Genomic DNA, 21,061 nt, shown 5'->3' with positions numbered 1-21,061 from the left:
CGAAATGATGTTGATCTTATAGACATTAAGCTTCCCACGAAATTTCAGGATTGACAAAACGCCTTTCTTTATAATAAATTGGTGTCTTGTTGAAAAATCAATGTGATGCAAAGGAGCGATACAGGAATGATTCGTATTGGATTGATCGGAGATTATGACCCGCAAGTTAAAGCTCATGTCGCCATTCCGGAAGCGATCCGGCTGGCGGCCGCGGATTTGGGAGGCGAAGCGCAGTTTGAATGGATACCAACGCCTTCGCTGGAGCACGATGCAACACGGAAGCTGGCCGGTTGCCATGCGTTATGGACCGTTCCTGCCAGCCCTTACGCCAGCACGTTGGGCGCGTTAAACGGAATCGAATACGCCCGGACGCAGCAAGTCCCCTTTTTGGGAACATGCGGCGGCTTTCAGCATATGGTGCTTGAGTTTGCCAGAAACGTGCTGGGCGTGAAAGAAGCCGATCATGCGGAAATGAACCCGGAAGCCTCCAAACTGTTCATTACTCCGCTTACCTGTTCGGTTAGTGAAACCACCCATACCTTCCGCCTGAAGGATGGTTCAAAAGCTGCGGCTATTTACGGAGCCCAAGAAATCAGCGAGCAGTATGGCATATGCAACTACGGGATAAATCATGAATATGCCCCTTTCCTTGAAAAAGCGGGTCTGCGGGCCGTTGGCGTGGATATCGAAGGGGAAACCCGGATCATGGAGCTGGAGCAGCATCCTTTTTACATGGGGACGTTGTTTCAGCCCGAGCGATCGGCGTTTAAAGGCATCGTTCATCCGTTGATCAAGGCATTTGTGCAGGCGGCGATGATCATTAAATAACACCAAAATTCGCGGCTCCTTTATCTATGCGATGGACTGATTTATGATAGAATAATCATGTTTAACGAAATGAATTAGAGAAAGGGACGGCTTGGATTGGCACAGTTATTTTTCAAATACGGGGCAATGAACAGCGGCAAATCGATCGAAATTTTGAAGGTTGCCCACAATTACGAAGAACAGAACAAACCCGTGCTTATTTTTACTTCAGGCATCGACAACCGCGATGAAGTCGGTTTCGTCTCGTCCCGGATCGGCTTGCGCCGAGAAGCCATCCCGATCTACGAGGATACCGATATTTTCGAAATCGTCCGAACCCACATCCCCAAACTGTACTGCGTGCTGGTGGACGAATGCCAGTTCCTGAGCGAAGGCAGCATTAAGCAATTGGTCCGGATCGTCGATGAGCTAGATATTCCGGTGATGGCGTTCGGGCTGAAAAACGACTTCCAAAACCACTTGTTCGAAGGAAGCCGGCTCCTGCTCATCTACGCCGACAAAATCGAAGAAATGAAGACAATTTGCTGGTTTTGCGCACGCAAAGCAACGATGAACCTGCGGGTGGAAAACGGCAAACCCGTCTACACGGGCGAGCAAATCCAAATTGGCGGCAATGAATCGTATTACCCGGTCTGCCGCAAGTGTCACACGAATCCGCCGTTGTAATTGTATAAAGTGAGTAAGAGAAACGCCTGACGGCGTTCTTTGATGGCTTTGACTTCTACTTTGGAGCGATTACACGACTTTAATGGCGGGCCGAACAGTAGTGTCGAGTACCTCGGCCCTTTCCAATCTGTTGTCCACATCCAGTGGACGCTGCTCTAACGGACACCAGCGACCTTATCCGCCCATTTCCCGGGTATTGCCCAGCCTAACGGACACACATGCTTCTATTTCGCTCTAAACCCGTTCATCCAGGCCGATTTGAGGTAAATAAGGTCGTCTGTGTCCGTTACATTTTGCAAACCTCCGTTTTTCCGAAAATAACGGCCCTGGTGTCCCTTAGCCCCCTCCAGGTCCCTCTTCTCCTCCCCTCTCTACCTTAGCATCGCCCTACCATGCCCGAAATTTTATAAATTCTAGAAGGTAAAAAAAGGGCGAGGGGCATCCCCCCGCCTTCTTGCGTTAAACGGACAAGCCGGAACCGTTACACCGTAGATTGCTCATCGGCCCGTATTCCCCGCTCCCCTTCAATCACGAATACCCCCATCCTTTTCAGAAACGGCAGGTAAAACTGGTAAGGAGGCTGGTTTACGGGGACGATCCGATTTAGGAACGCTTCCGCTCCCGCAGGGAACCGCGAACCGTGCTGCCCGTAGAAGTCGGCCGCGTCCTCGCGGGATACAAAAGGCTGGCCAAATTCCAGCGCTGCCTCTTGCCGGGAATAGCGGACTCCACTTTCGCGCAGACGCTCCTCGAGCTTGCCCGCCGTGAGCCGCATCCGGCCCGCTCCGGCCCCGCTTTGTCCCGTCAAGTTGCTGCCTTCATCCCAATCGACAATAACAATCAGCTTGCGGCAATACGGTAAAAAGCGTTCGGCCGACTGGCTGCCGAAATAGGACAGCAAAATGACGTCGCACCATGGCTCGCTTTCTAAGCCGTCGTTAAGCCGCACTTCGATATTGCCGATTTGCTTGGCGGCTATATCTTCGGTCAGCGAAGCCAGGGCGGCTTCGTTGATATCCACGCACACGATTTTGCCCACGCTGTCATGCCACTGCTGCGACAGGAGCCCGAGGCCGCAGCCGATGTCAAACAAAGTTTCGCTGCCCGCAATGAGGGGGCGTAACTGCTCCGCCAGCTTTTCGTGAAATCTGGTGTAGGCACTGGCTGCCTTAAACCAGCCGATCGTATTCGCATTCCAGGTAAACTGCATCGTTATCCCCCAATTCATGATTGAAATCTCAGGCTTGTTTTCTGAGCCGACGCGTAAATTTTACCGCTTTCTTGGCCGCAGCAGATACGCCGGGCCCGCTCGCCGTCCTTGATCATGATCCCGGACAGATCGGAGACGCCAAACTGCTCAAGCACTGGCGCCATGGGCGTCGAGGGACCGACGATGACCACCTTGGCCCCCCGGGACAAGGCCAGAAGGCGTGGCATCGCTTTATTGGTCAGAGCGGCGCTGGTGATGACGACAAATTCGGCCTCCGGCAAAATATATTCGGCGGCGGTATACGGAAAATCGCCCTCCTTCGGCTCGAATTCCAGAACCGACAGGTCGCACACCGGCCGGAACAGCTGATCCAAATAATGAAAATGCCCCACCACCGCCACTTTTTTGTCTCTGATGGCCGCTTGGTAGGAGATGAACGGATCGTATATCCGATCCTCCGTAAAGCGGGCGCCCAAAACGGGGACCCCGTTGGCCGTGGCGACGGGCAAAGCATTGTAATAGGCGTTGATCGCCGCCTGGCCGATGCCGGCTTCCTGCAGATTCCACGACTTCACGCATGCGGCAAGATCCCGAAGCTTCATTCCCGGATTTTTATGTCTGAGAGTGGTCGGTCTAGTCCTTCCCGCCGGCGCTCCGCTGAAGCCGCAGCCCACATTGCTGCGTACGAATGCCGTGCCGGGTCCGCACACCAAATCCTCCACCGTACAGGAGTCTTCAATCCCTTCAATTAACGCGTCGTATAGTTCCCACATACCCATTCCTCCCGTCTATTAAAGAGGTGTCATCTTTTGATCACGAAGCAGGTCATGAAGCGGATCGGGCGTCGAATCTTGAATTCAGCCGGGCCTTCCGTTGCTCACGTACCCAAAACGTACGCTCCGCTACTCAGTCCCTAGCTTCATCCAACCTTCTCGGTGCTCTAAACCTGACAAGCCTGACTTTTTGAACTCGCACTTAAAGTGCCGGGGCGTTAATCAGCTCGCCCTGGCGCAGCCGGCGGCGCACCTCCATCAGCACCTCGTCAAGCGCTTCGATCCGAACCAGGCTCTCCTGCTCTTCAGCCGTCTTTTCGATCACCTTATGGATGCCGCCGCCCCGGATCACGATCCGTTTGTGGGCACTAAGCGCCAGCAGCGGATCATGAGTGGAAATCAGTACGATTTTATCTTTGCTGGCCAGCAAATTCACCGCCTGTTTCCGGTCAATGCCGGCATTCTCGATCTCATCGATCAAAACGATCGGCGAAACGCTCATATAAGCCGTATCGGCAATCATTAAAGCCCGCGATTGGCCGCCGGAAAGCTGGGTTACCTTCGTGTCCAGGCCAAACTTCTCTCCCGCCAGCCGGTTGGCGCAGTCGAAGCACTGCTGAATCACCGCTTCTTTGTCCGCACATAAGCGGCTTTGGGCATGCATATCCAGGAACTCCCCGACACTAAGGTCTACCACAAAGTTCATATTCTGCGAAAGCTGCGCCACCAGCTTCCCCTCCATCCCAAACCGCTCCTCGTCCTCCAGCGGCCTGCCATTGACCAGAATTCGCCTCCGCGTAGGCGTATCGCCTTGGGCAACGCATTCGATGTCGGCAAGCAGCCGGCTTTTGCCTGAGCCCGTAGGGCCTACGATGCCGATGATTTCCCCGGTTCGGATCGTCAGGCTGATTTGCTCGGGATTGCCGCTTTTATCCCGGCCCCCAAGCAGGGTAATCGAACGGATTTCGCTTTCAAGCGTTTCGCTCTCCAGCATCGTCTCCAAAAAAGCGGCAAACTGAAAAGGGATTTCCACACGGGTGCAGCCGAACTCCAGCAGGCGTTCCTCATTCACCTGTTCCAACGCGGCGAACAGCGTTTGCTCCCAAGCCAGGTCATCCAGACCGAAATTAAGCAAAAAATCGCGTGCAATCGGATACAACTCCACAATCTTAGCGATTGGACTTGTTTCGATCAGCTGTTGAAATTTCATCACCATCCATCATCACCTGAACTCCATTTTTTTCATCATGCCCATCTGGTAGCTCTCGCCAATACGCATTTCACCCGTACAGTAGGAGCATACCGAGGCCGGCGTCGTAAACCGCAGCCTGGCATCCCTTAGCGTCATTGTATCGGGGGCCTTAGCCACATGCTTGCCAAGCATAAAAGCGCCCTGGCCGGTAATGCCGTTGACAAACAGAATCGCGGCCCGGCCGTTCACCTGGCGGACATTGAAACGGAACACTTCGCGCTCCGCCTGCGAGACGATGTCTCCCTTCGTGATCACGATCACATCCGCCAGTTTGAGCATGCCGATTTTGCGCGGCGTCTGCACGCCCGATAAACAGTCGATGACACAAACTCCCAAAACACCGCGGATATAAGGGGAACAGCGATTGCACAGGCCGGCGCTCTCCGTAATCAGCACATCCACCCCGATTCCTCTCCCCCACTCCACACCGTCCTCGATGTTGCTGACGAAAAAATGATCAGGACAAACTTTGCCGGAGTACCCTACCTGTACGGGCAGGCCCGCTTCCTTGTACCGAAGCTGGTCGAAGGTCGTAAGGCAGTCGAATTTAATCACGCCAAGCGTTTGTTTCTGCTCCCGCAAGCTCTTGGCAAGCTGTAAAATTACCGATGTCTTCCCCGATGAAGGCGGGCCCGCTACAGTAACCAACTTCATGCTTCACCCTCCGAAAAATTTATTATCTTTAAATTTACAGAAAAAAACTGCTAATCGGCAGTGTTGTTGATCACTAATTATAACTAAATATATTTATTTATATCTAATTATAATTTTCAATTGACAACTTATGCAGCCGATTGCTACAATGGGCGACAAAAATGAGCATTAACGGAGGTAGGGAAACCGATTGAATAGTTTACGATATCGATGGACGCTGCCGGCGCTGGTGTTGCTGCTCTTGCTCATCATCCTGATTTCCTTGAACCTGGGCCGTTATCCAATTACGCCCGGCGAGGTGCTGAAGCTGATATTAGCGGCGGTTGGTCCCGCCGAGGGCAACGCCGATGCGCAGCAGCAAGCGATTTTTTACAATGTCAGACTTCCGCGCATCATTCTGGCCTGCCTTGTCGGCTGCTGCCTTTCCGCGGCGGGAGCCGCCTATCAAGGGATTTTTCAAAACCCGATGGCCGCTCCGGACGTGCTTGGCGCCTCGGCTGGGGCCGCTTTTGGAGCGGCGCTGGCTATTTTGCTCGGAGGCGGCAAGCGGGAAATCACGTTCAGCGCGTTTTTGTTCAGCATCCTTTGCGTCCTCCTTGTGCTTGCCATAAGCAGAAGGACGAAGGGCAGGCAGGTGCTCAGCCTGATTTTATCCGGCATCATGGTCGGTTCGCTGTTTTCCGCCTGCACCTCCTTTATTAAGATGGTGGCGGATCCCAATGAACAGCTTCCGGCTATTACATACTGGCTTATGGGGAGTCTTGCGGGTACGAAAAAAGAGGAGGTTCTCTTCATTGTCATTCCAATGGTTTTGGGACTGGTGCCGCTGTTGCTGCTGCGCTGGCGCGTCAACGTGCTGACCCTGGGCGATGCCGAGGCCCGCACGATGGGCGTCAACGCCGGAGCTGTCCGGCTTGCCGTCATCGTGTGCGCCACGCTCATTACGGCCTCCAGTGTGGCGGTCAGCGGTATGATCGGCTGGGTAGGCCTCGTGATTCCGCACCTCACCCGCTTCCTGGTCGGCAACAACTATCAGCGCCTGCTGCCTGCCTCCATGCTGGCCGGAGCGGTGTTTCTCCTGATCGTGGACAACTTTTCCCGCAATTTGTGGACGAGTGAAGTACCGATCGGCATCCTCACCGCGATTATCGGCGCTCCGTTTTTCATCAGCCTGATTCTGAAAGCGGGTGATGCCGCTTGAGTCTTTGCGTGGAACAGCTTAGCTTCTCCTATAAAAAAGATCGGGTGCTGGACAATGTCACTTTCACCCAACAGGACAGCAGCCTCTTATGCCTGCTCGGGCCCAACGGTGTAGGCAAAAGCACGTTATTCCGCTGCATCCTTGGTTTGCTTCCCGGTTATACCGGGGAAATCGTCATCGACGGCAGAAACGCCCGTTCTATGCCGCCGCGCGAATTAGCCCGCCATATCGCCTTTGTTCCTCAATCCCACGCTCCTGTCTTTGGCTATTCGGTGATGGATATGGTGCTGATGGGAACGTCGGCAAGTTTTTCGGTATTTTCCGTCCCCGGCAAACAAGAACGGCTGATCGCGGAGCAAGCCCTGGAGCAAGTGGGGATCTCCCGGCTGGGCGGCAGAGCGTTCATGGAGCTAAGCGGCGGAGAACGGCAGCTCGTGCTGATTGCGAGAGCTTTGGCGCAGCAGGCTCGCATCCTGATGATGGACGAACCTACGGCCAATCTTGATTATGGCAATCAACTGCGGGTGTTAAGCAAAGTTAAGCAGTTGACGCAAGCGGGTTACACGGTGGTCCAGTCCACCCATAACCCCGATCAGGCCCTGCTGTTTGCCGATACAGTGATGACGCTGCAAGAGGGCCGGGTGACCGCCTTTGGTCCTCCTCGCGATGTGCTGAACGAAGAAACGCTCCTTTCGCTTTACGGCGTGGACATTAACCTGGCCCGCCTGTATGACGGGAAAATCTCCGTTTGCGTCCCCCGGTTTGCGATTTCCGATACATAAAACCCGAGGCGGAATCGAGATGCGTTCGTTTTGGAAAATTTAAAAAATGGTTTGAGAGAGGATGTGTACCGCTTGAAAAGAAAATGGTTTAATTTATCGAAAATCTCAATTGCGTTGTTGGCAACAGTCATGTTGCTGGCTGCCTGCGGGTCCGCAGGGGAACAGCCATCGCCGTCAGCCTATCCGGAACAGGCCGCGCCCGGCGCTGCGGAATCGGCGGCGGGCGATCAAAGTGCAGACCCGTCGCCAGATGGCGCAGGAACCGTGATGTTCACCGATTCGGCGGGACGAGAGGTGGAAATTCCGAAACATATCGAACGGATCGCCCCTTCGGGATCGCTGGCGCAAATCGTGCTTTTCTCCCTGGCCCCGGATAAGCTCGTGGGATTGTCCGGCAAATGGAGCGACGAAGCTGGCGCTTATCTCAATGACAAGTATTTGCAGCTGCCCGTATTCGGCCAATTTTACGGTTCCGGCGATTTGAGCATGGAGGCGCTGGCCGCCGCCAAGCCGCAGCTGATCATCGATATCGGCGAGAAAAAGGACGGCATCGCGGAAGATCTCGACGCCCTTCAGGAACAGCTTGGCATTCCGGTGATTTTCGTGGAGGCAACGCTTAAAACGATGGCCGGCAGCTACAACACGCTTGGCGAGGTGCTCGGCATGCCGGATGAAGCCAAAGTCCTGGCTGATTATTGCGACGAGGTTTATACCAACACCGTAGAAGCGATGGAAAAGATCGGCGATCATAAAGTGAAAGTACTGTATAGTTTAGGCGACACCGGTACCAATATCATTTCCAAGGGTTCTTTTCACGCCGAAATTCTCGATCTGCTTGGGGACAATGTGGCCGTCCTGGACAACCCGTCCAGCAAAGGCAGCGGCAATGAGGTTTCGCTGGAACAAATTGTCCAATGGGACCCTGATGTGATTTTCTTCGCTCCGCAGAGCATTTACGGCAGTGTGGCCTCCGACGGCACGTGGAAGCAAATGAAAGCGATTCGTGACGGCAATTACTTTGAGGTGCCCGGAGCGCCGTACAGCTGGATGGGCTCTCCGCCTTCCGTTAACCGTTATATCGGGATGATTTGGTTATCCCAAACGCTGTATCCGGATGTTTTCAATTACGATCTCCGGGCCGAAGTGAACCGTTTCTATAAGCTGTTCTACCACAGCGGCGATTTGACGGATGGGCAGTACAAAACGTTAACGCAAAATGCGATAAAATCCTAAATGCGTTAATCCATATCGTAAATCGTGCCGACCTTTAGCCCGTAAAGCTCATTGTAGATTTTCTCCGCGTAAGCGTCTGTCATCCCGGCAATATAATCGATGATCATATGCTCCCAGGTCCAGATTGGCCGCGTCTTTTGCTGATCCCGGTCAAATCGGCGCAGCCAGTCGCCTGGGATGATCGACTTGGACGTCTGCGGATCGACGAAGGCGTCCCACAGCCGCTTGATGATCCAGGCGCTGCGCTTCTGGAGACGCTGCACCCGCAGATCGCGGATCATCGTTACCCAGGCGAAGCTTTTCAGCACGCTCACCGTACGCAGCATGTCCTCGTCTTCCCGGCCCTCCTTGACGAACGTCACCTTTTTCCAGCTATCGCCGTCGATGACCCCAAGGCTGCCCACAAACAGGCTTACCCAATAGGCCTTGACCTCCCGGCGCGTCCGGGAATAATCGTGATCGCAGACCGGCATCTTCGTATTCCAGATTGTCAGGAACGAACTGAGCACTTCCTTCACCTTGATCAAAATGTTGTCCGGCGTCCAGCCAGCCCAGAAAAAGTCGTCAAGGGTCATGATTTTTTCCACAATCAGCCGCTCGATATGCGAATCTTTCAGAAAATGCTCGTGCACTTCAATTTTGCCGGCCTTGATGCCGTCCTCCAAATCGTGGGCCGAATAGGCGATGTCGTCGCACAAGTCCATCAACTGCGCTTCAAACGTCTTTTTGCCTTCGGGAATCGCCCAGCGGTCCCGGATGTAAGAAATGTACTCCCATTCATGCAGGTACAGGCCTTTTTTGTTCACGGTGCCAGGGTAAGGGTATTTGTTCGTGCCCAGCAGAACGGCGTCGGATAAATTCAGGCCATCGATATTTTCCCGTTTCTCCAAAAACATCATCAGCCGGAAATTGTGCGCATTGCCTTCAAAATGCTCATATTTCCGCCGCATCGCCTCCCGCGTATGCTGCTCCTCTTCGGGAGTGGCGTTCCGGCCCTCCAGCGCCTGCTTCACCTTATCCTCCACCAACTTCTCAAGGATGCCGTCCAGCACCTCCTCCCCCTTATGGCCAAACGGCGGATGTCCAAAATCATGGCAAATCGCAGCGCACTCCACCACCTCGGGATCGATGATCAGCCCCGGATGCTCCGCCTTGTCCGCTGCAACCTCCGGGTACGCCCGCAGCAGCGCGCGCGCCGCTTCCCGGGCGATCTGCGCCACCTCCAGCGAATGCGTCAGCCGCGTGCGGTAATAATCGCCCGTTCCCGCGCCGAATACCTGGGATTTGCCTTGAAGCCGGCGGAAGGTTGGGGAATGGATCAGCCGCGAATAATCGCGTTCAAACGTCGCGCGGCTTGTTTCTTGTCCGATATTGTCCGGATACTGCCGGTGTTCTCTTAACTCCTGGATGTTCATGTTCTCGCACTCCTTAAATCTCTTTTTCGCTTGATGTTATTGTAGCCGTGGAAGTACGGAACTTAAAGTCCATTCGGAAATAATTTATGCTTGGGCATCAAAAAAAGGCCGCTCCCCGGCGGTTTCCGCCAGCAAATGCACATAATCCAGCGATTGCTTAAAATCCAGCTTCTCCTTCGTAATCGTATATTTGCGGTCGTCCAACAGGGCGAAAACTTCGATTTGATCCGGCGCTTCGCCAAAAGCGCTGTTCCAAAATACGTTCGTCATATGCGTAAAAGCCCGCACCAGCTCCGGGTGATCCTCCACCAGAAACTTTTGTACGGTGATCCACGGTTTTTGGTCCTTTGACCGCTGCCAGACGGTTTGAAAAATGACGGACAAATGCAAATCAAGCTCGGCAACCTGGGTTTCCCATGTTTCATATAACGCTATTGGATGCTCGTAAATCTCTGGCCCCGAGATCCGGATCAGTTGCCCCACAATGTCGTTGTATACTTTCCAATAATGCAGCGGGTCGGGAAAATCGTCCCTGTTCCGCGGCCAGCGCCGGTTCAGGAGCACCTGAATCGGGGTATGTAAGCGAACTGCGGGATCCAGCGTAAAATAGTCGTTGATCGCGTAACTTACGGCGTATTGAACGCGATGCTGCCAGGTTAATTTGGGGCATTCGGGACAACCCGGCGCCTTTTGCGACCGCAACCACTCCTCCAGCTCATAATCCAACACGCAGCGGGCCATGGCTTAGATATCGGCGCTCAGGCTTTTGGCGAAATTGGCGCCAAATTCCCGGCACAAGTCCTTCTCCTCTTGGCTTGGACCATACTCCACCTTCAGGCTCTCCTGAGGAATAACCGCGCCCCAGTCCTTCAACTTCTCCTCCAGCAAGTCCACGGCTCCGCAGTACAGCCGATAGCTCGTATCGCCGCTGCCGAATACCGCAGTCATGCGCCCCCGGAGGTCCAATTCCTTCATTTCATCGACAAAATCCTCAAACTCATCCGGCAGTTCTCCGTCTCCCCATGTATATGCCCCCAGCATATAACCGTCATATTCCAGCAAACGCACGGCATTGCAGTCCTCTACCATTTTTATGTCAGCTTTCGATCCGGCGCTGCGAACCCCCTCAGCAATCAGTTCGGCCATTTCTTCCGTATTGCCCGTCAAGCTGGCATAGACGATAATGATTTTGCTCATGCCTATCCTCCCTAATTCTTATGGTTTGATATTACGAAGTATAATTGATAATGATTATCATTGTCAATTGATGGTGATCTATTGCTGCGTTCCATTACGTTGACCGTTAGCAGGATAACAAGTAGCATGGGGAGAAGCATTACTCATGTTGCTGACCACTTCTAAAGAAATGAGGAGTTTATTTGGATATCGAAGTCTACACTTTAAATGCTTTTGCAGTGGATGAGGGCGGCGGCAATCCCGCGGGTGTCGTCCTGAATGCCGATCCCCTGTCCGAAGCCGCCATGCAGAATATCGCCAGAATCGTCGGTTTATCGGAAACCGCTTTTCTTGCAAAAACAGCGGGCGCCGATTTTAAAATCCGCTACTTCACGCCGAATAGCGAAGTCGATTTATGCGGACATGCGACGGTAGCCGCATTTTATCTGTTGTGGACCCAAGGGAAGGTTGGCTTGGGAAGCCATTCCTTGGATACCAAAGCCGGAATTCTGGAGGTAACGCTGCAGGAAAACGGTGAGGTATTTTTAACCCAGGCTTTGCCGCGTTTTTTCGAACATGTGGACCGGAATTGGATCGCCGACTCCTTGCGAATTGGTACCGACGAACTGGATGAGGAATTGCCTGTGCAAATTGTGTCGACCGGACTTCGCGACATTTTGGTTCCGATCAAGAGCCGCCGTATATTAAAACGAATTGCTCCCGATTTCGCCCGAATTTCCGAAATCAGCCGCAGCCATCAAGTCGTCGGCTACCATCTTTTTGCTCTTGATGCAGAGGCGGGTGTTCAAGCGGAATGCCGAAATTTTGCCCCGCTGTACGACATACCGGAAGAAAGCGCAACCGGCACCTCCAACGGAGCGCTGGCATGTTACTTGTATAAGAACGGAAAGCTTCCGGACAATTTGGCAGGGGATTTGATTTTTAAACAGGGTTATACGATGAACCGCCCCTCGGAGATCAAAGCTAAATTGACCGTCAATATGAATCGGGAAATCGAAAAAATTCAAGTTGGCGGTACGGCGGCAAACATCGAACTCAAAAAAATAAATATCTAAGGCTGACCTGCACCGTCCGCTAACTTATATCAACTCGATCTCATTCCCGAGACCGAGTTTTATTTCATTCCCGGGAACCTTTGGACGATACCCGAATTTTACTATGATAAAAAGCGACCGAGACAAGAGACTGGTTCGAACCTCTCGCCCGGCTTAGCCGCCGTTTAAATTCAGTTTAAAAATCCGTACTACGATAACTGCACTAAGAACTAAGGAATGGAGAGAAATTTGGAAATGACATTAGTGAAAAACAACAGAAGCCTCGTCCTGCTTGGCCTGCTCATCGGTTTGATTTTCGCCGAACTGGACGAAACCGTCGTCTCGACGGCGATGCCGACCATTATCCGCGAGCTGCACGGACTCTCACTCTACGGCTGGGTGGCCGGCGTTTACATGCTTGCGGTCACGCTGTTTATGCCCATTCTCGGCAAATTGGCCGATTTATACGGACGCAAGCGCGTATACCTCAGTTGCATGGGACTGTTCATTCTCGGATCGATCGTCAGCGGGATCGCCCCTTCGATGGCCGTGCTGCTGCTGGGACGCGGCATTCAGGGGATCGGCGCCGGCGGACTGATGCCGATCGCGCTCGTCATTATCGGCGATGCTTACCCGCTGGAGCAGCGGGCCAAAATCCAGAGCCTGATCGGGCCGATGATGATTCTGCCCCAACTGCTCGGGCCGACGGTCGGCGGGTATTTGGTGGGGCACGTCAACTGGCACTGGGTATTTTTGATCAACATTCCCGTCGGTTTGCTCGCGGCTGTAGTTCTTTCCATCGGCATGCGTGAATCCCGGGGAACCGAAAGCAAAAAAATCGATTGGGCGGGCGCAGTCACGCTCGTACTTGCTCTGCTGTCGCTGCTGCTCGCTCCGGTGCTGATCGACAATCAAGGTTTGTCGTGGTCGTCACCGATCATTATCGGCCTGCTTGTGTTGTCCGGGCTGTTGATCGCGCTGCTCATCCGCATCGAATCAAGAGTGAAGGAACCGATCATACCGCTGCATTTGTTCCGGAATCGCAATATCGTCGTTTTGTCGCTGATCGTCTTTATTTTGATGCTCGGCGTGATGGGCGGAACCTCGGCATTCCCGTTTTTTGCACAAAATGTGATGGGACTAACCCCGACGGCGGCGGGTTACCTCATGATGGCTTTTATGGCCGGCGCGGTTCCTTCCAGCATCGTGAACGGGTTCCTGATCACCAAGGTGCCTTACCGCTCCTTGTTTATCGTCTGCTTCACGCTGCCGATCGTCGGGTTCTTCCTGCTGTCGCGAATCGGGATTGACACCACCGTGCTGTACGTGGTCGTCACGTTTTTCATTCTCGGTTTGGGGCTCGGCGCATTGTTTGGCGGCGACAATCTGATCGTGCAGGAATCGGTCGATAAAGAGCACAGCGGCGTGGCCCTCGGGACGGTGCAGCTGTTCCAATCGCTTGGGGCCACGATTGGACTTAGCGTTTTCGGCAGCCTGCTCGCCCGCCATATCTCGGACGGGGTTTCCGGGCTGGCCGACCAACTCCCGGCCGGCACGGCAAGCCATATCGCCACCGGCGGAATTCCCCAGGGACTAAATCCCGAGCTGCTGGTCAAAATTCAGACCGTGTTTGCCGGCGCTTTTCAAAACATTTTTACGATTTCGCTCGGGTTTGTCATCGCCGCCTTTTTTATCTGCTGGTTTCTGAAAAAAGAAGTGCTGGCGAAAAAAGAGCCGGAATCCGCCGCTGCAGGGGAGCCGGTTTTGGAGGCACGGCCTTAAGCAAAGAGAGCGGGAAGCAAAGGGCCAGTAATGTGGGTGACGAAGTGGGTGACGAAGTGGGTGACGAAGTGGGTGACGAAGTGGGTGACGAAGTAGGTGACGATATAGGTACGAAAAGGCGCAGGAAATGTGCGATTCGTGAAGGCCACGTAAGGGTAGCAATGTGAAGAAAATAGTGTAAGGGCAGGAATGCGGGGTAACAATGTAAGAGGCAGTTTGAAGATAGTAATGTGGAAGACGTAGTGTCATTGTAGTAATGCGAGTGGCAATGTGAAGCGCAAAGTAGGTGCGGTGAGAGAGCGCAAAGTGGATACGAAGTAAGCTGCAGGACCCCACGAAATGCAAAAGTGCATGCGATTTTCGTCGAAACTCCCCGAAATGGGTGGTTCAAATGCAAATGTGCAGTCCATTTTACCCTTAAAAACACTTTTTTATAAAATGGGCTCGAATCAACTGCACTTTTGCACGCGAATGGCCTTGGAAAGGGGAAGCTGCGGAAAATCAAATGCACTTTTGCCGTTGGTCCGCTTAGGAAGCAAATTAGGTCGGCCTGCTATCCCAATTACTTTGTAATCTCCGACACTTCCAGCGTCACCGGGCAATGGTCGCTGCCCATGATGTGGCAGTCGATGCCGGCGCCGGCCAAATGCCGCTCCAGCCGGGACGAGGCCAGGAAGTAGTCGATCCGCCAGCCGATGTTGCGCTCGCGTACCTTCGGCATGTACGACCACCAGCTGTACACCCCTTCGCGGTCGGGATAAAAATAACGGAACGTGTCCGTAAATCCCGCCGCCAGCAGGTCGGTCATTTTGCCGCGTTCTTCGGGGGTAAAGCCGGAGTTGCCTTCGTTTGACTTCGCGTTTTTGATGTCGATTTCCTGGTGGGCGACGTTCATGTCGCCGCAGACGATGACCGGCTTGACCGCGTCAAGCTGCTTCAGGTATGCGCGGAACCGATCCTCCCACTCCACCCGGTAATCCAAGCGTGAGAGATCCCTTTTGGCGTTCGGCGTATAAACGGTAACCAGATAAAACGTCTCGAACTCCAAAGTAATGATCCGCCCCTCCGGCTCAGCGTCCTCCTCCATGCCGTAACGCACCGACAGCGGCTTGATCCGCGTGAACACGGCGGTGCCGGAGTACCCTTTTTTCTCCGCATAATTCCAGTACTGCTCATAGCCCTCGCCGAGATCAAGCTCGATTTGCCCTTCCTGCAGCTTCGTTTCCTGAAGGCAGAAAATATCCGCGCCCGCCTCGTTAAAATAGTCCATAAACCCTTTATTCACGCAGGCTCTTAACCCGTTGACGTTCCACGATACAAGTTTCATATTCATCTCCTTGATGTATAAAAAGACTTCCTATCTCTTAAGTGTACCATTATCCGTTCAAAAACGCCTTTCCTTTCTTGACCACTTGAGCGTCATAGAGGCCCACCGTCGTGCTGACAATATAGGCTGGCGGCTGCTGGCCTTTGCTGTTCCGGTGCCCCTGAATATGCGCGTCGCTTTTCTCCCAGTTTTTCCAGGCCTCCTGCGATTCCCAGCGGATCACGACCACCACCTCTTCATGCTCCTCCTGGTTTTTTCGGTTGACCATGACGCTGATATCGATCAGACCGTCCATTTGGTCCATCGGCCCTTCCTTGCTGAAGCGCTCCACTACTTTATCGCTGTTTCCTTTTTCAACGACTATCGTTCTTATCATCACGAACAAATTAACCGCCTCCTCCTATATCAGAGAATCTATCAAATTGCCCCGACTTAATGATAATGATTCTCAATTAATATACCATGTTCCGCTCCAGTTCACAAACGCTGCAATATTCTCCATTGTCAAAATGGATTTCTATGCTATTATAGTAAATATGCAAAGATTCAGAGATATAAATATTTAAAAATTAAGGAGTTTATTTTGATGGACGTGAACCTACAGCAGTTTAAAGCCGAATTTTTCAAAGCTCTCGCCCATCCGATGCGAATCCGTATTTTGGAGGTGCTGAGCGAAGGCGAACGGAACGTCAATGAACTGCAAACGATACTCGGCTCGGAAGGCTCCGCCGTGTCACAGCAATTAGCCGTTTTGCGCGCCAAAAATCTGGTCAACACGGTCAAGGAAGGCACGACGGTCATTTATTCGCTGCGCGATCCGCTGATTAAGGATTTGCTCGCGGTCGCCCGGCAAATTTTCGATAACCATTTGGTAGAATCGATCTCCTTGCTGAAAGGAATCCGCAAACAATAATAATACGGCCCCATGCAAGTTTCCCCGCCGGACCGCGGGGGATCTTTTTTGTGTCCGGGAATGCGCGGGCTTGGGGGCAACAGAAATATAATCAGAAAAAGAAGGGTTATAGGATGAAGTGGACAGGACGTTTTAAAAATTACGGGATGGCGGCTTTGCGCAAAGATTTGATCTCGGGGTGCATCGTTGGCATTGTGGCAATCCCGCTGGGCATGGCGTTTGCGATCGCTTCCGGGGTGAAGCCGGAATATGGCCTTTACACCACGATCGTGGCGGGGATTCTGATCTCTTTGCTCGGAGGTTCCCGGTTTCAAATCGGCGGACCGACGGGAGCGTTTATCCCGATTTTGCTGGCGATTGTCATGCAATACGGTTACGAGAACCTGCTGATCGCCGGCTTTCTCGCCGGGATTTTTCTCGTGTTGATGGGGCTGCTGCGGCTCGGGGCGCTGATCAAATTCATTCCGCGGCCGGTGACGATCGGGTTTACGGCCGGCATCGCGGTGACGATTTTTAGCGGCCAAATCGGGAATTTCCTCGGACTTCGCGGGGTGGAGCGGCATGAATTTTTCTATGAAAATATGAAAGAGATCGTCCTGCGGCTGCATAGCTTAAATATCTACAGCGTGCTGACGGCCGGCATCTGCCTCGCCGCCCTGCTGCTTACGCCCAAGTATTTGCCGAAGGTGCCCGGTTCGCTCGTCGGCATCATCGTATCCACGCTGGCGGCGGCCTGGCTGTTCCCCGGCAAAGTGACGACGATCGGCTCCGCATACGGTGCCATTCCTGGCGGTTTGCCGGGACTTCACCCGATATCGCTAACCTGGGACAGCATCCGGCCAATGCTGCAGCCGGCCTTGATCATCGCCCTGCTCGGCAGCATCGAATCGCTGCTCTCGGCCGTGGTCGCCGACGGCATGACCAGGACCCGCCACAACAGCAATCGCGAGCTGATCGGGCAGGGCATCGCCAACATCGCCGCGCCGCTGTTCGGCGGCATACCGGCAACGGGGGCGATCGCGCGCACGGCGACGAACATCAAAAACGGGGCGGTTTCCCCTTTTTCCGGGGTCATTCACGGCGTGGTCGTTCTGCTGATCGTCGCCTTGTTCGCCCCTTACGCCTCCAACATTCCGCTCGCCAGCATGGCGCCGATCCTGATGCTGGTGGCGTGGAACATGAGCGAGCGCAAAGCGTTTGCCCATATGCTCAAAACGCGGACCGGGGACTCCCTCGTCCTGCTCGTCACCTTCCTGCTGACGGTGTTCACGACGTTAACGACGGCCGTCGAGGTCGGCCTGATCCTCGCGGTTGTGCTGTTCGTCAAAAGAATGAGCGAACTGCTGACCGTGGACAAAGTGCTGCCCGATCCTTCCTCCGCCAACGCAAAGGTCAAAGCGTATGTGGTAACGGAGGATCACGACTGCCCGCAGGTGTCCATCTTTACTGTGGACGGGCCGTTGTTTTTTGGCGCATCGCAGGCGTTTGACCGCTTCGCTTCGCAAATCGAAGGCGGTTTGCAACGGGTTGTGCTGATTCGGATGGGCAAGGTGCCGTTTATGGATACGACCGGCGAAGCCAACTTCGCAAACCTGGTCAAACAGCTTCACGATGCGGAAATCACGGTGCTCGTCTCCGGCCTGCGTTCCCAGCCGCGCAAGCTGCTGGCCAAAACCGGATGTTTGTATAGGATGGGGGAAGAGCACTTTTTTGAAAACACTGGGGATGCGCTGAATTACGCGCTTGGCCAAATTAACACCGACAAGTGCCGTGGTTGCAAGCATTTCGCTTTCCGGGAATGCGCTGGGTTGTGCGGGGCAGCAGAGGGAGCCGGGTCCCCGGCCATGCCGCCGGCCGCTTCGCGGCACGTACTACCGGAACGGCCGGGAGCGCTTGTCCGGGAAGGCAAAGCTACGGTTTAGGCGGTCTGTTTGTCCGCTCCGCGCCCGGAATACTAGCGCGTAAGCACAACTTCGTCCAGCTTGTTGCCGTCCGCGTCATAAGCTTCGTAGCGGAGCGAACGCTCGCTGACGGTGATGCCGGCGAACATCTGTTTATCATTTTGAAAATGAACCGCATGATAAAATTTATCTTTCTTCAACTCGTTAAATTTGGGACCGGCGGTGTTGGTCACGACATACACGGTCCCTTCCCCTGCGGGGACGATTTCCCCGCTCCGCAAAGGGTAGGACCTGGAGTATTCATGGTTATGTCCCTGCAGCACCAAATCCACGCCATATTCGTCGAAGATCTTGATCCATTCCTCCGCTTTTTCGTACTGGTTGCCGCCGTAGGCCGGCCGGTGCATGGCCACGATCGTCCACGGCTTGCCGTTCTTTTGCAAATCGTCCCGCAGCCAGTCCGCCTGCCGCTTCAAATTCGACTCCGTGTCGAGCATCACGAAATGAGCATGGCCGTAATCAAACGAATACGTCGTCCCTGGAGCCGATCCTTTCGCCCCGTTGTCCGGCAAATTAAAGTGGGAGGTAAAACGCTCCGCTTCTCCCGCTATTTCATCGTGATTGCCCGTCACCGGCAGCAGCGGAACCCGCTTCAGCCACTGGCCGGCTTGGCCAAAAAAAGCATCCCACCCTTGCTCATTCTCCGGTTCTTCCGTTAAATCCCCGTTATGCACGATAAATCGGGCGTCCGGGAAAACTGCAAAAGCTTTGTCCAGCGTCCGCCCCCACAGTTTGAAATCCGCTTCGGTCTCCCCTTGCGAATCCGCTACGTTAATAAATGAAAACATCTCCGGCTTCGCAGCCTCCGTGACAAATCCGGCCGGTTCGCTCCAGCCCCCGTCCCTCCCGCTGCCTAACCGGTACACATAGGCCATCCCGGGGACGAGGCCAGTCGCCTCCGCTTTATGAACGCCTTGCCGCTTTCCGTTCCCGGTGACAATCTCCGCCGATTCCGCCGCAAAGGTGAATATCCGCTCCCCTTCCCAGGAAACGGGCGGCTGCGTCCCTTCGGCAACCTGCACAATGCCCTGTAATCCCGGGGTTTCGGTGTACCAGGTAAACGCCAGGGAATTGCGCGCATCCCCCTTGAATGTCAGGGCGACCGATTTCGGCTGCGCGGCCTGATGCCGCTCTATTTTTTGCAAACCGAAAATTGCCGCCGCCAGCAGTAAACCCACGATAACAAGCCACACCATATCTCTACGACCTCTCATGTAAATGACTCCTTCCGATTCTCCTAAAGATAAAGCCCCTCCTTCGCCGCTGTCAACTATACATTTTCCTAAATTTGACATTTATTAACGCTATGTAAAAACATTCAGTTGATTTTCAGGTTTCCTTAAGTCAATTATCAGCCAACATTGGTAGGATAAGTTAAGTAACAAGCTTCACATGAAAACGAGGTGCAGTTTATGAAGCAAAAGCTGAAATTCCGCCACGAACTAAAATTCATAATCAACCGCCACCAATATTTTGTGATTCGCCAAAGGTTAAGGAGCTTGGCGCAGCATGACGAGCATGCGGGCAAAAGCGGCGAATACCATATCCGCAGCCTTTATTTTGACGATATTGACAATTCGGCGCTTCACGAGAAATTGGGCGGCGTCCATGGCCGGCGCAAATACCGGATCCGCATTTACAATTGCCGGGACAACTTGATTCATTTCGAGAAAAAAATCAAGCAAGGCGACTACATCGCCAAGGTAAAGGAACCTTTAACCCGGGAGATGTACGACGAGATCATGGCGGGCCGGATCGAAGCGCTCCGTGTTCCCGATAAACCGCTGTTGATGGAGCTGTATCATGAAATGAAGGATCGTCTCCTCGCCCCCAAGGTCATCGTCGATTACGTGCGCGAACCGTTCGTCTGCCAAACCGGCAACGTGCGGATCACGTTTGACAAAGAACTCCGGACAGGCCTGAGCGCCGTTGATATTTTTGACGCGGACCTGCGGGCCATTCCGGCGATTGACGACAACTTGATCATCCTCGAGGTGAAATACGACGAGTACATTCCGGAATATCTCCGGGCGGCCCTGCAGCTGGAAGGGCTGCGTCAGCAGTCGGCATCCAAGTACGTCATTTGCCGCAAATATTCGAAAACCAACGCATGGGAGGACTATTGATTTATGAATACAACAAACAATACGAGTACTACCAATTTTAGCGACATCATTAAAAATTCAATTTTGGACAATTTCGCTTCAGACATCAGCATCTCCAAAATCATCATTACACTGGGCGTTTCATTCCTGATCGGCTTGTTCATTTACATTTTGTACAGGCGGGTATTCAGCGGGGTGCTGTACTCGAAAAGCTTTAACGTCTCGCTCATCGGCATGACGATGGTAACCGCGATGGTGATCATCGCCGTCAACTCCAACCTGGTGTTGTCTCTCGGGATGGTCGGCGCGCTGTCGATCGTTCGTTTCAGAACCCCGATTAAGGACCCGACCGATCTGATTTTCTTGTTCTGGGCCGCTGCAGCCGGGATCGTCGCCGGGGCCGGATTTTACACGCTGGCGGCGCTCGGTTCGGCAATCGTCGGCTTGATCCTGTTCCTGTTTATCAAGAGCAGTTCGCTGGAAACGCCGTATTTGCTGGTGGTCAATTGCGAAAACGACGAAAGCGAGCAGCTCCTTCATACACAGATGGGCAATCTGGTGAAGCGGTATAATGTGAAGCAAAAAACCGTGACTCCCGGCAACATCGAAATGACGCTGGAGGTGCGCCTGCGCGACCAGGAAGGGAAGTTCGTCAACCGGATTTCCGAGCTTGGCGGGGTCAAAAATGCCGTCTTAATCAGCTATAACGGCGACTATGTGGCGTAGAC

21 protein-coding genes are annotated in these 21,061 nt (G+C 53.5%); 11 read left to right on the top strand and 10 right to left on the bottom strand.

The genetic code is table 11. From position 1 onward, the window contains the following. The first annotated feature begins 126 nt into the window (after positions 1 to 126). Together ACLD72_RS15075 and ACLD72_RS15070 are read left to right on the top strand one after the other, a co-directional pair. Positions 127 to 828: a CTP synthase C-terminal region-related (seleno)protein gene (locus ACLD72_RS15075; RefSeq protein WP_411002962.1), complete on the top strand. Its 702-nt coding sequence runs from the start codon at positions 127 to 129 to the stop codon at positions 826 to 828. A 96-nt stretch (positions 829 to 924) separates the two neighbouring features. After that, positions 925 to 1,494 (top strand): thymidine kinase, encoded by a 570-nt coding sequence (locus ACLD72_RS15070; RefSeq protein ID WP_251595729.1) that lies wholly within the window; start codon positions 925 to 927, stop codon positions 1,492 to 1,494. 481 nt (positions 1,495 to 1,975) lie between these two features. Here ACLD72_RS15070 and ACLD72_RS15065 read toward each other — a convergent pair whose 3' ends face one another. The 4 genes from ACLD72_RS15065 to ACLD72_RS15050 form a co-directional block, all read right to left on the bottom strand. Continuing rightward, on the bottom strand, positions 1,976 to 2,722 hold the full coding sequence (locus ACLD72_RS15065) for a methyltransferase (RefSeq protein ID WP_458475854.1): 747 nt from the start codon (positions 2,720 to 2,722) through the stop codon (positions 1,976 to 1,978). Next, a complete protein-coding gene (locus tag ACLD72_RS15060) occupies positions 2,719 to 3,477 on the bottom strand; it encodes a Rossmann-like domain-containing protein (RefSeq protein ID WP_411002960.1) in 759 nt (252 codons plus the stop codon). Before ACLD72_RS15060 ends, ACLD72_RS15065 begins: the two co-directional genes overlap by 4 nt. Before the next feature lie 202 nt (positions 3,478 to 3,679). Then, the gene (locus ACLD72_RS15055) at positions 3,680 to 4,687 is read right to left on the bottom strand and encodes an ATP-binding cassette domain-containing protein (protein ID WP_458475852.1); all 1,008 of its coding nucleotides are present in this window, start codon (positions 4,685 to 4,687) and stop codon (positions 3,680 to 3,682) included. 12 nt (positions 4,688 to 4,699) lie between these two features. Beyond that, the gene (locus tag ACLD72_RS15050; RefSeq protein WP_411002958.1) at positions 4,700 to 5,383 is read right to left on the bottom strand and encodes a GTP-binding protein; all 684 of its coding nucleotides are present in this window, start codon (positions 5,381 to 5,383) and stop codon (positions 4,700 to 4,702) included. Between the two features lie 190 nt (positions 5,384 to 5,573). Between ACLD72_RS15050 and ACLD72_RS15045 the strand changes: the two genes are divergently transcribed. The 3 genes from ACLD72_RS15045 to ACLD72_RS15035 all read left to right on the top strand — a co-directional run bounded on the left by ACLD72_RS15045 (position 5,574) and on the right by ACLD72_RS15035 (position 8,599). Next, a complete protein-coding gene (locus ACLD72_RS15045; protein ID WP_411002957.1) occupies positions 5,574 to 6,584 on the top strand; it encodes a FecCD family ABC transporter permease in 1,011 nt (336 codons plus the stop codon). Positions 6,585 to 6,592: 8 nt separating this feature from the next. Next, positions 6,593 to 7,366: an ABC transporter ATP-binding protein gene (locus tag ACLD72_RS15040; RefSeq protein ID WP_458475851.1), complete on the top strand. Its 774-nt coding sequence runs from the start codon at positions 6,593 to 6,595 to the stop codon at positions 7,364 to 7,366. 114 nt (positions 7,367 to 7,480) lie between these two features. Further along, a complete protein-coding gene (locus tag ACLD72_RS15035; RefSeq protein ID WP_458475850.1) occupies positions 7,481 to 8,599 on the top strand; it encodes an ABC transporter substrate-binding protein in 1,119 nt (372 codons plus the stop codon). Between the two features lie 5 nt (positions 8,600 to 8,604). On the opposite strand, the gene ACLD72_RS15030 is transcribed toward ACLD72_RS15035, so the two are convergent. From ACLD72_RS15030 to ACLD72_RS15020, 3 genes are all read right to left on the bottom strand, one after another. Beyond that, positions 8,605 to 10,014 (bottom strand): deoxyguanosinetriphosphate triphosphohydrolase family protein, encoded by a 1,410-nt coding sequence (locus tag ACLD72_RS15030; RefSeq protein ID WP_411002954.1) that lies wholly within the window; start codon positions 10,012 to 10,014, stop codon positions 8,605 to 8,607. 84 nt (positions 10,015 to 10,098) lie between these two features. Continuing rightward, complete coding sequence (locus tag ACLD72_RS15025; protein WP_458475848.1) at positions 10,099 to 10,743, bottom strand: hypothetical protein; 645 nt, start codon at positions 10,741 to 10,743, stop codon at positions 10,099 to 10,101. A 15-nt stretch (positions 10,744 to 10,758) separates the two neighbouring features. Further along, complete coding sequence (locus ACLD72_RS15020; protein ID WP_411002952.1) at positions 10,759 to 11,211, bottom strand: flavodoxin; 453 nt, start codon at positions 11,209 to 11,211, stop codon at positions 10,759 to 10,761. A gap of 182 nt (positions 11,212 to 11,393) precedes the next feature. Between ACLD72_RS15020 and ACLD72_RS15015 the strand changes: the two genes are divergently transcribed. Next, positions 11,394 to 12,266 carry a PhzF family phenazine biosynthesis protein gene (locus ACLD72_RS15015; RefSeq protein ID WP_411002951.1) on the top strand — a complete coding sequence of 291 codons (873 nt, stop codon included), beginning with the start codon at positions 11,394 to 11,396 and terminating at the stop codon, positions 12,264 to 12,266. 234 nt (positions 12,267 to 12,500) lie between these two features. Further along, positions 12,501 to 14,027 carry an MFS transporter gene (locus ACLD72_RS15010; protein ID WP_458475846.1) on the top strand — a complete coding sequence of 509 codons (1,527 nt, stop codon included), beginning with the start codon at positions 12,501 to 12,503 and terminating at the stop codon, positions 14,025 to 14,027. A gap of 562 nt (positions 14,028 to 14,589) precedes the next feature. Here ACLD72_RS15010 and ACLD72_RS15005 read toward each other — a convergent pair. Beyond that, positions 14,590 to 15,354, bottom strand: coding sequence for an exodeoxyribonuclease III (locus ACLD72_RS15005; RefSeq protein WP_411002948.1), 765 nt, complete (start codon positions 15,352 to 15,354; stop codon positions 14,590 to 14,592). Positions 15,355 to 15,403: 49 nt separating this feature from the next. Beyond that, complete coding sequence (locus ACLD72_RS15000; RefSeq protein WP_411002947.1) at positions 15,404 to 15,739, bottom strand: antibiotic biosynthesis monooxygenase; 336 nt, start codon at positions 15,737 to 15,739, stop codon at positions 15,404 to 15,406. Positions 15,740 to 15,940: 201 nt separating this feature from the next. Here ACLD72_RS15000 and ACLD72_RS14995 point away from each other — a divergent pair, with 201 nt between their 5' ends. After that, a complete protein-coding gene (locus tag ACLD72_RS14995) occupies positions 15,941 to 16,267 on the top strand; it encodes an ArsR/SmtB family transcription factor (protein WP_036625940.1) in 327 nt (108 codons plus the stop codon). Between the two features lie 113 nt (positions 16,268 to 16,380). Beyond that, entirely contained in the window at positions 16,381 to 18,189 is a 1,809-nt protein-coding gene (locus ACLD72_RS14990; RefSeq protein ID WP_411002946.1) for a SulP family inorganic anion transporter, read from the top strand. Positions 18,190 to 18,221: 32 nt separating this feature from the next. Here ACLD72_RS14990 and ACLD72_RS14985 read toward each other — a convergent pair whose 3' ends face one another. Next, a complete protein-coding gene (locus tag ACLD72_RS14985) occupies positions 18,222 to 19,442 on the bottom strand; it encodes a metallophosphoesterase (RefSeq protein WP_411002945.1) in 1,221 nt (406 codons plus the stop codon). Positions 19,443 to 19,640: 198 nt separating this feature from the next. Here ACLD72_RS14985 and ACLD72_RS14980 point away from each other — a divergent pair, with 198 nt between their 5' ends. Both ACLD72_RS14980 and ACLD72_RS14975 read left to right on the top strand, forming a co-directional pair. Continuing rightward, the gene (locus ACLD72_RS14980; protein ID WP_411002944.1) at positions 19,641 to 20,354 is read left to right on the top strand and encodes a polyphosphate polymerase domain-containing protein; all 714 of its coding nucleotides are present in this window, start codon (positions 19,641 to 19,643) and stop codon (positions 20,352 to 20,354) included. Between the two features lie 3 nt (positions 20,355 to 20,357). Then, entirely contained in the window at positions 20,358 to 21,059 is a 702-nt protein-coding gene (locus ACLD72_RS14975) for a DUF4956 domain-containing protein (protein ID WP_328273621.1), read from the top strand. Positions 21,060 to 21,061 lie beyond the last annotated feature (2 nt).

Source organism: Paenibacillus lacisediminis, from assembly GCF_046567315.2.
The sequence above is the reverse complement of the archived record's forward strand: the minus strand, read 5'-3'. Positions and strand labels throughout refer to the sequence as shown.

What these genes read in the sequence shown, in the direction of transcription:
- ACLD72_RS15075 (WP_411002962.1), top strand. Translation starts at nt 127, where the DNA reads ATGATTCGTATTGGATTGATCGGAGATTATGACCCGCAAGTTAAAGCT.
- ACLD72_RS15065 (WP_458475854.1), bottom strand. Translation starts at nt 2,722, where the DNA reads ATGAATTGGGGGATAACGATGCAGTTTACCTGGAATGCGAATACGATC.
- ACLD72_RS15060 (WP_411002960.1), bottom strand. Translation starts at nt 3,477, where the DNA reads ATGTGGGAACTATACGACGCGTTAATTGAAGGGATTGAAGACTCCTGT.
- ACLD72_RS15055 (WP_458475852.1), bottom strand. Translation starts at nt 4,687, where the DNA reads ATGAAATTTCAACAGCTGATCGAAACAAGTCCAATCGCTAAGATTGTG.
- ACLD72_RS15050 (WP_411002958.1), bottom strand. Translation starts at nt 5,383, where the DNA reads ATGAAGTTGGTTACTGTAGCGGGCCCGCCTTCATCGGGGAAGACATCG.
- ACLD72_RS15030 (WP_411002954.1), bottom strand. Translation starts at nt 10,014, where the DNA reads ATGAACATCCAGGAGTTAAGAGAACACCGGCAGTATCCGGACAATATC.
- ACLD72_RS15020 (WP_411002952.1), bottom strand. Translation starts at nt 11,211, where the DNA reads ATGAGCAAAATCATTATCGTCTATGCCAGCTTGACGGGCAATACGGAA.
- ACLD72_RS15010 (WP_458475846.1), top strand. Translation starts at nt 12,501, where the DNA reads ATGACATTAGTGAAAAACAACAGAAGCCTCGTCCTGCTTGGCCTGCTC.
- ACLD72_RS15005 (WP_411002948.1), bottom strand. Translation starts at nt 15,354, where the DNA reads ATGAAACTTGTATCGTGGAACGTCAACGGGTTAAGAGCCTGCGTGAAT.
- ACLD72_RS14995 (WP_036625940.1), top strand. Translation starts at nt 15,941, where the DNA reads ATGGACGTGAACCTACAGCAGTTTAAAGCCGAATTTTTCAAAGCTCTC.
- ACLD72_RS14990 (WP_411002946.1), top strand. Translation starts at nt 16,381, where the DNA reads ATGAAGTGGACAGGACGTTTTAAAAATTACGGGATGGCGGCTTTGCGC.
- ACLD72_RS14985 (WP_411002945.1), bottom strand. Translation starts at nt 19,442, where the DNA reads ATGAGAGGTCGTAGAGATATGGTGTGGCTTGTTATCGTGGGTTTACTG.
- ACLD72_RS14980 (WP_411002944.1), top strand. Translation starts at nt 19,641, where the DNA reads ATGAAGCAAAAGCTGAAATTCCGCCACGAACTAAAATTCATAATCAAC.
- ACLD72_RS14975 (WP_328273621.1), top strand. Translation starts at nt 20,358, where the DNA reads ATGAATACAACAAACAATACGAGTACTACCAATTTTAGCGACATCATT.